This is a genomic window from Pseudoalteromonas nigrifaciens, from assembly GCF_002221505.1.
In the GTDB taxonomy this organism is placed as follows: Bacteria; Pseudomonadota; Gammaproteobacteria; order Enterobacterales; family Alteromonadaceae; genus Pseudoalteromonas; species Pseudoalteromonas nigrifaciens.
The window spans coordinates 2,897,864-2,912,250 of sequence record NZ_CP011036.1 but is presented as its reverse complement, the minus strand read 5'-3'; the positions used below and the strand labels follow the sequence as shown (position 1 = coordinate 2,912,250).

Below are 14,387 nucleotides of genomic sequence, written 5' to 3'. Positions count from 1 at the left end.
CCGCATAAGCGGCTTTTTTCAAAATTTACAGTACAGAATAAGTTACTCTGAACGGCTGGTTACTTCAAGTAAATGGTAACCAAACTGTGTTTGTACTGGGCCTTGTACTTGATTAATTGGCGCAGAGAACACCACTTTATCAAACTCTGGCACCATCATACCTGGGCCAAACTCACCAAGAGCACCGCCATCTTGACCTGAAGGACAGTTAGAGTGTGCTTTTGCTAACACAGCAAAGTCTTCACCTTGTTCAATTTTTTCTTTTAAATCTAAACACTGTGCTTCACTATCTACTAATATATGTCTTGCGCTTGCCACTGTCATAAAATCTCCTAAAAATTAATCTGGTTGTTTTTTGATCATACTAACGTGTGTTTTAGTTAGTTTAAACTAATTGTAACGGTTTTAACCTAGTTAATAGCTAATGTCGCTTCAATTGCTGCAGTTAGTTTTTCTGATTCGGGGGCTACTTTACTGTTAAAGCGCGTAATTGTTTTACGATCAGCAGACACTAAATACTTATAAAAATTCCAATTAGGTGAGCTGGTTTGGCTATTTAAGTGTTTAAAAATAGGGTTTGCATCGCTGCCGCGCACTGCGCTGGTGGCAAACATAGTGAAAGTAACCCCGTAATTAACAAAGCAGACTTTGGCGGTGTCTTGCTCGTTGTTTTCTTCTTGAAAAAAATCATCAGAAGGAAATCCCAATACCACTAAGCCTTGATCTTTATATTTATTATAAACCGCTTCAAGCCCTGCAAATTGCGGCGTAAAGCCACAGTTACTCGCTGTATTAACAATTAGCAGCGGTTGGTTTTCAAATTGGCATAAGTTAACAAACTCTTTTGAGCGTAGTTTACGCAAAGTAACGTTAGTAAAGTCTTGGCAGTTATTTTGTTTTTTAATGGGGTGCTCAGCCGTGCTTTGCGCTTGAGCTAATGTGGGTAAAAGTAACGCCATTAATGCTAATAATATTATTTTTATCATTTTTAATGCCTAAAGTTAAAAGGTTACATATTGTTTATAGCCTCAATGATACGCTAATATAAACGCAACTGATCAACCTTATCTAGACCTTATGACAATCCGTTTAGCACGCCCAGAAGATTTAAAAACTATAGTCGCAATTTATAACGAAACCATTGCCAGCAGAATGGTTACCGCCGATACCGAAGAGGTAAGCGTTACCGACAAGCAAGCTTGGTTTGATAGTCACACTTCTCTACGGCCAATTTATGTATATTCTGAAAATGACCAAGTGTTAGCATGGCTTAGTTATAAACCGTTTTATGGGCGCGTAGCTTACGAAGGCACGGTAGAAATAAGTATTTATATTACCGCTAAAGCACAAGGCAAAGGTTTAGGTAAAACACTAATGGAGTTTGCCCAAACGCAAGCTAAGCAACTTAACATTAAAGTGCTGCTAGGGTTCATTTTTAGTCATAATTTACCCAGTATTAAACTATTTAAATACTTTAATTTTAGTGTGTGGGGCGAGTTACCACAGGTGGCCATTATGGATAATAACCCTTACAGCTTAACTATTTTTGGTAAGCACCTATAACCGTAGCGATTAATTAAAAGTGCTTACTCCACACCTAAACATTTAAGCGTCGCGGGGTAGGCCTTTTTCAACAATTCTGATAAGCCTTGCGGTTTTACGCAGTATAGTACCTTGCTTATTGCGTTGCTGTTGCAGCGCCCAATTTATATGCTCTAAAACCAGTTCACTGCAAGCTAAGCTTTTATCTTCTAGGGCATGAATAATGCTAGGGCTAAATTCAGCATTACCTAAGCCTACAGCCAAATTACGCAACCAACGCTCGTGGCCAATACGACGAATAGGGCTGCCTTCGGTGTTTTTTAAAAAAGTGGCTTCATCCCAAGCAAACAGCTCAAGCAGGTCTTTATCTTTTAATTGGGTGCGCGGATGAAAATCATTTTCGTCGGTAAGTTGGCCATAACGATTCCACGGGCAAACTAATTGGCAGTCGTCACAACCATAAATGCGGTTACCTAATAATGTTCGGTATTGCTCTGGAATAGGGCCTTGTAGCTCAATGGTTAAGTACGATATACACTTACGTGCATCTACCACGTAGGGCTCAACAATAGCGCCAGTTGGGCATAGCGTTATACAAGCTACGCATTTACCACAGCCTTCAAAGGTGTTTTCTGCATCTATGGGCAGCGGTAAATCAACAAATAACTCACCTAAAAAAAACCAAGAACCGGCTTCTTTATTAATAAGTAATGAGTGTTTACCGCGCCAGCCCAAGCCTGCTTTTTCAGCAAGTTGGCGCTCAAGTACCGGGGCTGAGTCGACAAAAGGCCTAAAACCGTATTCGCCAATTTCGAGCTCTATTTTTTGGCCTAATTTTTTTAAGCGATTACGCATTAATTTATGGTAGTCGCGGCCAAGAGCATAGCGACTTATATACGCTTTTTCTGAGTTTTTAAGGGTTTTGGCAAAACCTGCATCGGGGGGCAGGTAATTCATTTTTACCGAAATAACACGCTGCGTTCCTGGCACTAACTCAGCAGGGCGAGCGCGTTTCATACCATGAGCGGCCATGTAATCCATATTGCCATGGTAGCCGGCGTCGAGCCAACGTTGCAGCTGCGTTTCATGCTTGCTTAAGTCTATATCAGTAATACCTACTTCGCTAAAGCCAAGCTCTTGTCCCCACGCTTTAATTTGTTGGGCAAGGTTTTTATAATCAGGAACTGCGTCGCTCACATGCATCACACGGTTAAATAAATAGCTGGGTAATTTAACATATTTAGCTTATGGGTAAAACGCTTGTTATACCCATAAGCTTGTTAGCAAATACCTATTTTTAATAAAATAGGTATTACTGCACAAAGCGTTTTAGTTGTTGTTGTGTTTGTTGGCTGAGGGTTTGTGATTGTTGGCAATCATTAAGTGCTGTATCTATGGTTTGTTTGGCTTGCTCGCCAAGCGCTACAATATGCTCTACCGATTGGTGGGTTTGATTTTGTGTTTGCTCAAGTAAGTGCACAGCCTCGGCAATTTGTTGTAACTGTTGCTGGTTATGCTCAAATTCAGTAAGCATATTAGTAAAACCATTAGAAGTACTATTAATTGATTTTTGCGCATTGTGTGAGTGAGTAATTAATTGCTCTGACTCTTTATTTGTTTCGTTTACTAGCTCGTTCATTTGGTTTATAAAATCACTAATTTGCCGCGTTGCACCACTTACCTTAATTGAAAGAGTACGCACTTCATCGGCAACTACCGCAAAACCACGTCCCGCATCACCGGCTCTTGCTGCTTCAATGGCGGCATTTAGGGCTAGTAGATTGGTTTGATCAGAAAACTCTTCCACCATTTTTAAAATGCTACGAATGTTTTCACTGTTTTCTTTTAAGCCTGAAATAGTTGCCGAAAAGCCGGTTAGCATATCGGTTATTAATTTTACTTGTTGCACTAAGGCCGACAACTCTGTTGCCGAAAGCTTAACAAAATTTAAATGCTCACTATTTATTTTATGCACGCTGTCGGTATTGCTTACTATATTTTGTAAGCTCTGCGCTATTTGGTTGCTGGCATTTATAATGGTATGGCTTAAATGTATTTGTTGTCCGCTTAATTGTTCAGTACGTTGCATAGACTGAGTTGCTTGCTCGATACTTTGCACGCCTGCTTGGGCGCTATTGTAGGTTGTGTTTAGTAGCTGATTTAAATGAGTAGTAAAAAGATTGTATTGCTCGCTTAGTTCACGAAACTCATCATAAGTAAAATGGGGTAACTTTGCCGATAAGTCTGCATCTTGCTGGTTTATATTTATTAGCGTGTCGCGCATTGCCTTGACTGGGCGCACCATTAAAAATCGCATATAAAATAGGGTGAAAATAAAGCCAGCCACAATCACTAAAGCTAATGCCCAAAATAACCCAGTACTTTGTTGGTTTAGGGTTAAGCTTTCATACAGCCAAAATAAAGTAATAGCCTGAAATAAAAATACAAAACTTAAATTACCCACAATTTTGCGCGTTAAGGTAAAAAAAAGTGTTTTTTCTAAAAAATTATAAATTCGCATATAGCTACTCATTATGTACAGACCATTTGGTTATTATTAATCACCTAAGTAAGCTTTAGTTTGTGCCGGATAATTTGTAAAAATACCATCCACACCTAAATCTAGCATCAGCTTTATATCTTGTTGTTTGTCTACAGTGTACGCATAAATTATTAAACCACGTTGTTTTGCATCATCTACAAAGGCTTTATTTATAAAGTTTTTATCTACATGAACACTGTACGCGCCTAAGTCTTCAGCAAACTTTGCATAATTAATTGGTATAGATGACGTTAGTGCACCCATTTTTAGCCAAGGTAAGCGTTTTTTTAACCAGGCTAGTTGATGATGATCGAACGACGACACTAAAATGTTATCTGCTGATATGCGTTTTTCTGTAATGTTTTTTTCAACTTGAGTAGCAAACTGTTCAAGATTAAAAGTATGTTTTAGCTCTAAATTTAAGAGTGTTTGATTATTATTCCAATCAAAAAGTTGCTGTAAAGTTGGTACTTTTTCGCCATTACCAGCATTGAGTTGCATAATGTGAGCAGCAGTAAAGTTACACACTTTACCTACGCCGTTAGTGGTTCTATCAAGCCAAGTGTCGTGAATGATCATGTAATCATCAAGTGCGCTTTGTACATCTACTTCAATGCCGTCAACGCCTATTTGTAAGGCCGCCATAATGGCGCTTTGGGTGTTCTCTGGAAAGTGCCCACTGGCACCGCGATGGGCAAATACTTTCATTGGCGTGATTTCCGTGCAATAGACCAAGTTTCAAAACAAGCAGCGCTAACAATTAATGCACCACCAATAAAAGTGGCGATAGAGGGGCGCTCATGCAAAATAATAATAGCTAATAATGTGCCGTAAAGTGGCTGAAGGCAAGCAATTAGCCCCGCGGTTGCCGCCGATAAATGCTTTAAACTGGCAGCAAATAATGAGTGTGGAGCTGCGGTAAATATAACTCCCGCAACTAAAATAAGCACCAAATCGTGATTAGTGGTCGCATAAATAGGCACTTCAATAAACGCGCAAAGCATTAGGCTGGCAACCAAGGTTTGATAAAACATGGTTTGCGGGCCACCGTATTGATTAAAATAGCGCTTATGAATGATATTACGAATGGCAAAAAAGAACGCCGAAATAACCCCAGTGATCACCCCAAGTGTTACATCATTCCCTAAATTTGCATTAGGTATTAATAAATAAATGCCGATTAACACTACCGCCGCACTAATAATGTCTTTTGCTTTGGGCTTACTTTTATGAAAAAACGGTTCTAAAAACACGGTTATTACCGGGTAGCTAAAAAAAGCCAACATACCAATGGTGATCCCAGCAAGTTGCATTCCCGCAAAATAAGTTACCCAATGTATGCCTACTGCCACACCGAGTAACAGGGCAATTAAGTAATCTTTACCTTGGTTTAGCTTAATCGGCTTTTTTTGCATGCCGAGCAAAATAAAAATAGCGATGCCGGCTATGGCTGCACGATACACGGTAATGTCGAGTGCATTTAAACCAATTAACTTTGCAAATAGCGCAGTGCCGCCAAAGAGTAATACGGCAATGTGTAGGTAAATTAAACTTTGCTGTTGCGACTGCATGTTATTTCCTTATGTTGGCTCATCTAAATATTGCAGACAATGGTTAAGATGAGTTTTTGAGTTTTCGTGACAAATGTAAGCAAAGTTAGTTGTATTTAAGGTAATGTAACTAAAATCGAATTTACTTTTAATATTCGTTTAGCTTACACTCGTTAGTAGGTTACTGCGTTTAAAATTGATAAATACAGGAATTAAACGTTTATTTGTAAAGTTGTGCGTAAAAACACTAAACCAAGCTTGAGTGTATTAATAACAAAAACGCGCTGCTGAAACAGCATTAATAATTAAAATAATGAAAAATGAGGGAATAAATGACACGTTTTATAGCAATAAAAACCGAAGAAAGCACGGCCGTTTTAACCATGAATACCCCCGAAAACCGCCATAATCCAGAGTTTTTGGCTGAGTTTAATCAGCATCTTGATCAAATAGAAGCCGATAAAAATATTAAGTCGGTGGTGCTTACATCTAACAGTGAAAAAAATTGGTCATTGGGAATCGATTTAGAGTGGATGGCTAATACGAGTAATACCCCAGAAACAATTGCCGGCTTTATGAGCGATGTAACCGCGTTATTAAAACGCATTGTTACGTTTCCTATGCCGATTATTGCCGCGTTAAACGGCCATACTTTTGGTAATGGTGCAGTATTGGCCTGCGCTTGTGATTTTAGGCTAATGAAATCTGATAAAGGATTTTTTTGTTTTCCTGAAGTCGATGTGATGGTGCCATTTTTACCCTCAATGTTTCCTATTATTAATAAAGCTATTCCACAAGCCTTTTTTAACCGTTTAGCTATGTCGGGTATGCGAGTAGGGGCACAAGAGTTATTAGATAACAAAGTAGTAGAAGCTATTTTTGCCGATGAAGCTCAATTACAAGCAGGTGCGCTGGGCTTTGCACAACAGTTTAATAAAAACCGTTGGATTTACGCTCAAAATAAAACCCAAATGAATAAACAAATAGTGTTAACCATGGAAACAGAAGATCCGATCTTTATCGATAATATCAGTAAATTGTTATGGAAAAATTTACAGCAAAAATAATTCTAACTTAACGTCAAACAGGCCTTAATGAGTTTGTTTGAGCTACTAATTTTAGTTACTAATTTTAACTTATAGCAGAATAAACCCGCCACAAAATTAAGGGCGGGTTAAGCCCGGTTAGGCTAAGTTTTTAAATACAAAAAGTAAGGTAAAAGTGCTTTATTAAAAGTTTAATAGCTTTTACCTGTCTCATTTTAGCTATATGGGTTAAAATACCTACATAACCAAACTAACAAGATAGTGAATGTCAAACCAAGATCCAAATCTCAGTCGAGAACAAGAAAAGTACGAAAACCCAGTCCCTAGCCGTGAGTTTATACTTACTCACCTTCAAGAGCGTTCAAAACCTGCTAACTATGCACAGTTATGTGAAGAACTAGCGGTAAACGATGAAGAACGGCAAATCGCATTTAAACGCCGCCTTCGTGCTATGGAACGTGACGGTCAGCTGTATTTTAATAAGCATAAATGTTACGCCCTAATTGACGAAGCCGGTTTAACTAAAGGCAAAGTAGTAGGCCACAGAGACGGTTTTGGCTTTTTAGAAGTTGAAGGCGAGAATAAAGATTGGTTTATTGCTAAGCACCAAATGAACATGGTGTTACATGGCGACATTGTACTTGCTAAAGGCACTAAACGTGGCTCTGGCTCAAAATGCGATGCACGTATTATAAAAGTACTTACCAACGAGCGAGCGCCTATTGTTGGCCGCTATTTTGTTGAGCATGGTATTGCCGTTGTGGTTGCCGAAGATCCGCGTATTACCCAAGACATAATGATTTTACCGGGAAGCGAAAACGGCGCGCGCCATAACCAAATGGTGCAAGTTAAAATAACGCAAAACCCCACCCGAAATATGAACGCGGTAGGTAAAGTAATTGACGTACTTGGCGAGCATTTAGCCCCAGGTATGGAAATAGAAGTTGCCCTGCGTAACCACGATATTCCGCACGTTTGGCCTGAAGAAGTTGAAGCGCAAGTAGCCCACCTTGGCGAATTTGTTGACGAGGCTGACAAGCAAAACCGCGTAGATTTACGCGACCTACCTTTAGTAACCATAGATGGCGAAGACGCACGCGACTTTGATGATGCCGTTTATTGTGAGCCTAAAAAGTCAGGTGGTTGGCGTTTATGGGTTGCTATTGCCGATGTGTCGCATTACGTAGGTATGAACACCCCGCTAAACAAAGAAGCCATAGAGCGCGGTAACTCAGTGTATTTTCCTGAGCAAGTAATTCCTATGCTGCCTAAAGTATTGTCTAACGGCTTATGTTCGCTTAACCCTGAAGTTGACCGCTTATGTATGGTTGCCGAAATGACAGTGTCAGATTCGGGCAAGCTTTCGGGTTATAAGTTTTACGAAGCGATAATGAATTCGCATGCACGTTTAACTTACACCAAAGTAAATGCCATTTTACAAAACGATGAAAAACTACGTAAAGAATATGCGCATGTAGTGCCACATTTAACCGATTTACAGCAAATGTATTTAGCGCTTAAATCGGCTCGCCAAGAGCGTGGTGCAATTGAGTTTGAAACTCTCGAAACTCGTTTTGTATTTAACGCACAGCGTAAAATAGAATCGATAGTGCCGGTTATTCGTAACGATGCGCACAAACTTATTGAAGAATGTATGATTTTAGCCAACGTATCGGCGGCTAAATTACTTGAAAAACACGAAGCCAGCACGCTATTTCGTGTGCATGACGAGCCAGATAGCGAAAAACTAGGTAACTTTACTAAGTTTTTAGGCGAACTTGGTATTGAGAGCACGTTAAGCGACGAGCCAACACCTAAAGAAATTACTCAAGTGCTAGCTCGTTTAGGCGATCGCCCAGAAGCAGAGCTTATTCAAACCATGCTGCTGCGCTCAATGAAGCAAGCTGTGTATCAACCAGATAACATAGGCCACTTTGGTTTAGCCTTATCTGCTTATGCGCACTTTACTTCACCAATTCGTCGTTACCCCGACTTAGTAGTGCATCGTGCTATAAAAGCGGTACTAAAAGCACAAGGCCAACATACTTCAGGCGAATACGCATACACAGATGACGAAGTAGATAAGTTAGGTGAGCAGTGTTCTACCACAGAGCGCCGCGCCGACGATGCTACTCGCGAAGTAGCCGATTGGTTAAAATGTGAGTTTATGCAAGATCACGTTGGCACTGAGTTTGATGGTGTTATTTCATCGGTAACCAATTTTGGTTTATTCATTCGTTTAGATGATTTGCAAATTGATGGCCTTATTCATGTTGCCAACTTAGGCAACGAATTTTTTGCCCATGATGCCGCAAAACATTGTTTAATAGGCGAGCAAACGCACAAAGTATATCGCCTTGGCGATAAAGTAACGGTAAGTGTTGCATCGGTTAGCTTAGAAGACAGACGCATAAACTTAACCCTTAAAGGCGATAAAGCGCAAGACCGATACACGCGCCGCCGTGGGCCAAAAGGCACTGATAAATCTGAGCATGCACCTGCGAGTGTACGTTCACAGTTAAAAGCAGGCAAAGTACCGGGTAAAAAATCGCATGGCGATGAAAAACCTAAAGGTAAAAAAAGGCCAGCAAGCAAAGATAAAGGTAAACCTGCAAATAAGTCGGCAACTAAACCAGCTGACAAAAAAGCAGTAGATGCCACAGCAAATAAAAAACCGAAAAAAAAGGCCGTTAAAAAGCCTAAAAGAGTAGGCAAAAATGCCCGCAAACGTAATACCCCAGGAGCAGAAAATACGTGAGTAATGAATTAATTTTTGGTTTTCATTCTGTTGAAGCGATTTTAGCAAGCGAACCAGAGCGTTTTGTAGAAATTTACGCGCTTAAAGGGCGTGACGATAAACGCTCAACCCCGATTATTGATGAAGCACTTAAATTTGGTATTTCAGTACAGTACATGCAACGCAAAGCCCTTGATAGCAAATCAAAAGGCGAGCAGCATCAAGGTATTATTGCCAACGTAAAAGCAGCACCAACGTTTAACGAAAAAGATCTTGATGCGATTATTGCACGTGAAGATACTCCATTTTTGTTAGTGCTTGATGGCATTACTGATCCGCATAACTTAGGTGCATGTTTACGTAGTGCCGACGCCGCTGGCGTACATGCTGTAATTGTACCTAAAGATCGCTCAGCTAAGCTTAACGGCACAGCGCGTAAAGTTGCCTGTGGCGCAGCCGAAACAGTACCGCTTATTCAGGTTACTAACCTTGCACGTACATTGCGCGAAATTAAAGACGCTGGTGTTTGGGTTGTAGGCACTGCAGGCGAAACAGATAACCACGTATTTGATGCCAGCTTAACAGGGCCAATGGCTATTGTTATGGGTGCCGAAGGCGAAGGGATGCGTCGTTTAACCCGCGAGCATTGCGACTTGTTAGTTAAAATACCTATGGCGGGAACGGTTTCAAGCTTAAACGTATCGGTAGCCACAGGTATTTGTTTATTTGAAGTATTACGCCAACGTAGCGTTAATAACTAAGTTATTAACTGGCTCGTTGAAGCAATAAAAAAACCGAGGTTGAAAATTCAACCTCGGTTTTTTTATGTTCGTAATTTAATGCGGTTGTTATAAACGGTTCAATAACAAGGCAATAATTTAGATGTGTAGTGTTTCCTGCATAAAAAATTATTACCGCTGTTAGTGAGCCGTTTAACCAGCTTAAAGCTTAAAAGCTGTAAGTGTAGCCCAACTGTAGGGTACGAGGCTTACCTGGTTGGATACCGCCATTAGCACGATTAGCAATGTAGGTTTTATCAAACAAGTTATCAACGCTTAAGTATACTTTTTGATTGTCGTCGATGCGGTATTTAGCGGCTAAATCCCATACCACACGGCTATTAATAGCATTTAAGCCAGAGTCGGTTAAATCTGCATGTGAGTCAGATACATAGCGCAGTTGGCTGTGTACAACAAATGCTGATAATTCAGCACCCATAGAGAGTGCTACTTGGTTTTTTGGCACGTAAGGCATAGCGTCGCCTTTTTCTACTGTGCCCCAAATTTCTGAATCAAAAGTGTTTTTAAATTCAGAATCTGTGTAGGTGTAAGTTAACTTAACCGGGAACATAACAGTATCGGTGTTAAAAGTATGGCCTGCACTAAATTCAACGCCAGAAACAGCTACTTCACCATAGTTATATTGATCGCCAATGTTCTCATCGCTACACCCTACAGCGGCAGTACAATTACCGTGCATGTTGTCGTAATCAGAATAAAACGCAATAATTTCACCATTAATACCGCTTACGTTATAGCGTGAACCAAATTCAATATTTACACTTTTTTCTTCTTCTTGGTCGGCATTACCTGGCGCGGCTGGTGCATAACCTTGTTGAATACCAGCAAGTAGAGTGATGTTGTCGTTTACTGTGTAAGTTGCACCGAGTGACGGCACTAAAATATCAGTGTCGTTCGACACATTTTTAGTTAAACCATTGCTGCGTGTAGGATCCGACTTTGCCCACTCTTCACGGGTAATCGTAATGTCTTCGAAGCGCAGGCCAGCACTGATCACTAATGCATCTAGCGTCCATTCGTCTTGAATAAATAAAGTACGTGCAGTGGCACTATCTACGCGGTTACTGTCAGAACCCGGAACTCCGCGCTCTGTCAGTGTCATGCTTAAGTCTTGATTAAGCGTGTACTCGTCTTGCCACTGAAAGCGATCCATTTCGTCTTCATGGTAACGCATGCCCACAGTTATATAGTGATTGCCAGCAGGGATATGCAGCTCAGACTGAATACCTTTAGCTTGGTAGTCGCGGTTATTTGCTTTTATAGCAATGCCTTCAATACCTTGTGCGGTAGGGTTGGCTTCAAATTCGCTGTATTGCTCAAGGTAGCTTTCGCTTACTTTACTGGCTTTATACCAGTTACGATGAAAGTCGTTTAAATATGCCGTAGCAAGTAGTTCGTAACCTGCACCAAAGCGATATGCATAGTTAAGTTGATAAGCATTGTGACGGGTATTCATTTCATCATTTTGCGATGCCGCATAACGACGGTATGGCGTTGCTTGGTAATCGGCATCGGTTAAGCCCATGTAAGTTTCGTCTGATGTTTCGTCTGAATACTTAATTTTTAGCTCAAGGTTATGCGCGTCATTTTTACCAAATGTATGGCCTAACTTTAATAGTAAGTCAGTTTTTTCAAAGCCGGTGTTGTCATCGCCAACTGGCAGGTCTTTAAAACCATCTGCGCCGTAGGTAAATACTTCAATTAAACCCGCGGTATTGTTTTTTTCTTTGGCAAAATAAGCATGGCCTTTATAGTAGCCATCGCTACCTAAGGCAGCATCAAGCATACCTGTTGAGCTATTAGGCTCGGTTGGTAGGCTGCGCGATAATAAGTTTAAAACGCCGCCTGTAGTACGTGGACCATATTTAACCGATGCAGCACCTTTTAATACTTCAATAGACTCCATACGACCCATAGTAGGGAAGTAATAAGCCGAAGGAGCCGAGTAAGGCGCAGGTGCTACAAGTACACCATCTTCCATTACTGATATTTTGTCGTTACGACCAGTGCCAGTTCCGCGCATACCTATATTAGGGCGCAGGCCGTAGCCGTCTTCTTCTTGTACGTAAACACCAGGTACAGAGGCTAAAACACGAGAAATGTCGGTAAATTCAAATTTTTGCAGCTCAGCATCCGAAATAAACGTTGCAGAGCCCGGAATATCGTTAATAGCTTGTTGTGAGCCTATAACTGTAATTTGTTCAAAGTTACGCTCTACCTTACCCATATCTTTTGCCATTGCAGTTGCACTAATAGACAAGGCAACCGCAGTTGCAAGGGTAGATACTAAAAACTTATGTGCCATTGAGACTATCCTAAATTGGGTCAATTAACTAAATTGGCGCAATTTAAACACGTTAACGAATGAGAATCAATGTTATTCAGCGTTTACGTGTGTAAGTTTTTATAACTAAAAATCTTCATATATATAACTTTTAATATATGAAGATTTGTTGGCTAGTATGTGTATAAAGCAGGTTAGCCTAAGCGAAGTTTTATAAATTCGGCCAGTTTAAAAACGGCATTTTCTGGCTCACTGGCCGTTTTTACTAAGCTAATACCAATATCACCCAAGGATGGTAAAAATTTGGTTTTAAGTTGATAGTTTAGCTCGTTTGGTACAGTACTTTTAGCCAGCACTGTAATGCCTAAGCCTTCTTTTAGCGCAGCAATAAGCCCAGTTAAATCGGCGTTGCTATACACAATACGATACTTTATTCCCGACCTTTCTAGCGCCTCTATAGCTCGGCGTCTGTAAATACACCCCTCGGGAGCGGTAACCAAAGTAACAGTGTCGTTTTGTGCCAGCGACAAGTCGCCCACCCATACCAGCTGATCTTGCTTAAAAATAGGAAATTGCTCCGAGTCGAGCTGCTCGTTGAGTGCCAGTACTAAATCAAACTGATCTTGGCGTTCTTGCGATAATAAATGCTTACTTAAACGCGATTTAACTTCCAGCGATACTTCAGGGTATAAAGCTACAAAGTCGCCAATAATAGAGGGTAAAATACGCGCTGCAAATTCGCTTGGAATACCCAAACGTACTCGGCCGGTAATACTTTCTGAGGTAAATAGCTGCAAAATGGCATCGTTGTGTTGCATCATTTGTTTAGCCATTGGCAATAATAGCTCGCCATATTGATTAAGCACTTGGCGTTGGCCTTGTTTTTTAAATAATTTATAACCGAGCAAATCTTCTAAGCGCTTTATTTGCAGGCTAACCGCAGGTTGCGATAAGCCAAGTAAATCGCCGGCTTTAGCAAAGCCGCTGGCCTCCACTACCATTACAAAAGTGCGTAAACTATCTGTTGAAATGTTTTTCATATTTAAAATCACAATTAATATCGCCATATATATAAGCATTATTTATCAATTGATTAATAATTACAATTTGTTGTTGTACAGCGGGAGCAATATACTTTTGATATTATAAGTTTGATAGGTGTTTGTTATGACTTTTAGCCCCATTATGTTTGCCCGCCATAGCAAAGCTAACAGCGCGGTTATTAATTCTTTGCAGGCCAGCAACAACCACGTTGTAATAGACTTTAGCGGCACAGAAGCCTCGGTATTTTTAAGTAATATACTAGGCCACGATTTAACTAAGTTAACTGCCAGTGGTTTGGGTTTAATTGGCACCCTTGATGGCGATTTTAATTCTGATTATAGCTATGCCGTTTACTGTTTTAGCGAAACCGCTTTTAGATTTATATTACCGCACTGCGCAAGTCTGCAATTACAAGCACTTATAAACGAGCAACAACTGCGTTATGACATTGATTATGTGATGCGAACTGACCTAGCAAGCTTTATTTTAAGCGGCAGTAATGCCTTTGACTCAATTGTAGAAGCCTTTAAATTAACGCCGGGTTTACGTCTTTCAGATGCACAATTATGTTACGGTACGCAAAGCGGTGACGTATTTATCACAGCCATAAATAAAAACGACCAGCAACAATTTGTACTGGTGGCTAAAACTCCTGAGCTGCAAAAGTGGCAAGAGTATATGCAAGCCCAAGGCTTTGCCCTTATTCAAGGCGCTGCAGCGTAAAATATTCACCCTAACTTGGGTGCTCACAGCTTAGTATTAATATTTGGCTGTGTTTAATTACAATTTGGCAGGCGTTAAACGCAGGCCATATTATTCCCCCTCATTAAATTGAGGCCACG

Annotated in this window: 13 protein-coding genes; 5 read left to right on the top strand and 8 right to left on the bottom strand. The window is 40.4% G+C overall.

The genetic code is table 11. The features are described 5' to 3' along the window. Positions 1-42: 42 nt before the first annotated feature. Positions 43-324, bottom strand: a complete 282-nt coding sequence (locus tag PNIG_RS13785; RefSeq protein WP_011329136.1) for a peptidylprolyl isomerase — start codon at positions 322-324, stop codon at positions 43-45. A gap of 86 nt (positions 325-410) precedes the next feature. Beyond that, on the bottom strand, positions 411-986 hold the full coding sequence (locus PNIG_RS13780) for a glutathione peroxidase (protein WP_011329135.1): 576 nt from the start codon (positions 984-986) through the stop codon (positions 411-413). A gap of 91 nt (positions 987-1,077) precedes the next feature. Between PNIG_RS13780 and PNIG_RS13775 the strand changes: the two genes are divergently transcribed. After that, a complete protein-coding gene (locus PNIG_RS13775) occupies positions 1,078-1,563 on the top strand; it encodes a GNAT family N-acetyltransferase (protein WP_089368723.1) in 486 nt (161 codons plus the stop codon). Positions 1,564-1,605: 42 nt separating this feature from the next. On the opposite strand, the gene queG is transcribed toward PNIG_RS13775, so the two are convergent. From queG to PNIG_RS13755, 4 genes are all read right to left on the bottom strand, one after another. Beyond that, positions 1,606-2,745, bottom strand: coding sequence for a tRNA epoxyqueuosine(34) reductase QueG (gene queG / locus PNIG_RS13770; RefSeq protein ID WP_220488969.1), 1,140 nt, complete (start codon positions 2,743-2,745; stop codon positions 1,606-1,608). Positions 2,746-2,854: 109 nt separating this feature from the next. After that, positions 2,855-4,075 carry a methyl-accepting chemotaxis protein gene (locus PNIG_RS13765; RefSeq protein ID WP_089368722.1) on the bottom strand — a complete coding sequence of 407 codons (1,221 nt, stop codon included), beginning with the start codon at positions 4,073-4,075 and terminating at the stop codon, positions 2,855-2,857. 24 nt (positions 4,076-4,099) lie between these two features. Next, complete coding sequence (locus tag PNIG_RS13760) at positions 4,100-4,792, bottom strand: glycerophosphodiester phosphodiesterase (RefSeq protein ID WP_089368721.1); 693 nt, start codon at positions 4,790-4,792, stop codon at positions 4,100-4,102. Further along, positions 4,789-5,655 carry a DMT family transporter gene (locus tag PNIG_RS13755; RefSeq protein WP_011329130.1) on the bottom strand — a complete coding sequence of 289 codons (867 nt, stop codon included), beginning with the start codon at positions 5,653-5,655 and terminating at the stop codon, positions 4,789-4,791. The genes PNIG_RS13760 and PNIG_RS13755 overlap by 4 nt, the downstream gene beginning before the upstream one ends. 311 nt (positions 5,656-5,966) lie before the next feature. Between PNIG_RS13755 and PNIG_RS13750 the strand changes: the two genes are divergently transcribed. The 3 genes from PNIG_RS13750 to rlmB all read left to right on the top strand — a co-directional run bounded on the left by PNIG_RS13750 (position 5,967) and on the right by rlmB (position 10,178). Continuing rightward, positions 5,967-6,701: an enoyl-CoA hydratase/isomerase family protein gene (locus tag PNIG_RS13750; protein ID WP_086993265.1), complete on the top strand. Its 735-nt coding sequence runs from the start codon at positions 5,967-5,969 to the stop codon at positions 6,699-6,701. A gap of 244 nt (positions 6,702-6,945) precedes the next feature. Beyond that, positions 6,946-9,438, top strand: a complete 2,493-nt coding sequence (gene rnr, locus PNIG_RS13745) for a ribonuclease R (RefSeq protein ID WP_086993266.1) — start codon at positions 6,946-6,948, stop codon at positions 9,436-9,438. Continuing rightward, positions 9,435-10,178 (top strand): 23S rRNA (guanosine(2251)-2'-O)-methyltransferase RlmB, encoded by a 744-nt coding sequence (gene rlmB / locus PNIG_RS13740; RefSeq protein WP_011329127.1) that lies wholly within the window; start codon positions 9,435-9,437, stop codon positions 10,176-10,178. The genes rnr and rlmB overlap by 4 nt, the downstream gene beginning before the upstream one ends. A 187-nt stretch (positions 10,179-10,365) precedes the next feature. On the opposite strand, the gene PNIG_RS13735 is transcribed toward rlmB, so the two are convergent. Then, positions 10,366-12,522: a TonB-dependent receptor family protein gene (locus PNIG_RS13735; protein WP_086993267.1), complete on the bottom strand. Its 2,157-nt coding sequence runs from the start codon at positions 12,520-12,522 to the stop codon at positions 10,366-10,368. 173 nt (positions 12,523-12,695) lie between these two features. Continuing rightward, positions 12,696-13,541: a LysR family transcriptional regulator gene (locus PNIG_RS13730; RefSeq protein WP_011329125.1), complete on the bottom strand. Its 846-nt coding sequence runs from the start codon at positions 13,539-13,541 to the stop codon at positions 12,696-12,698. Between the two features lie 127 nt (positions 13,542-13,668). Between PNIG_RS13730 and PNIG_RS13725 the strand changes: the two genes are divergently transcribed. Beyond that, positions 13,669-14,268, top strand: coding sequence for a hypothetical protein (locus PNIG_RS13725; protein ID WP_011329124.1), 600 nt, complete (start codon positions 13,669-13,671; stop codon positions 14,266-14,268). The last annotated feature ends 119 nt before the right edge of the window (positions 14,269-14,387 follow it).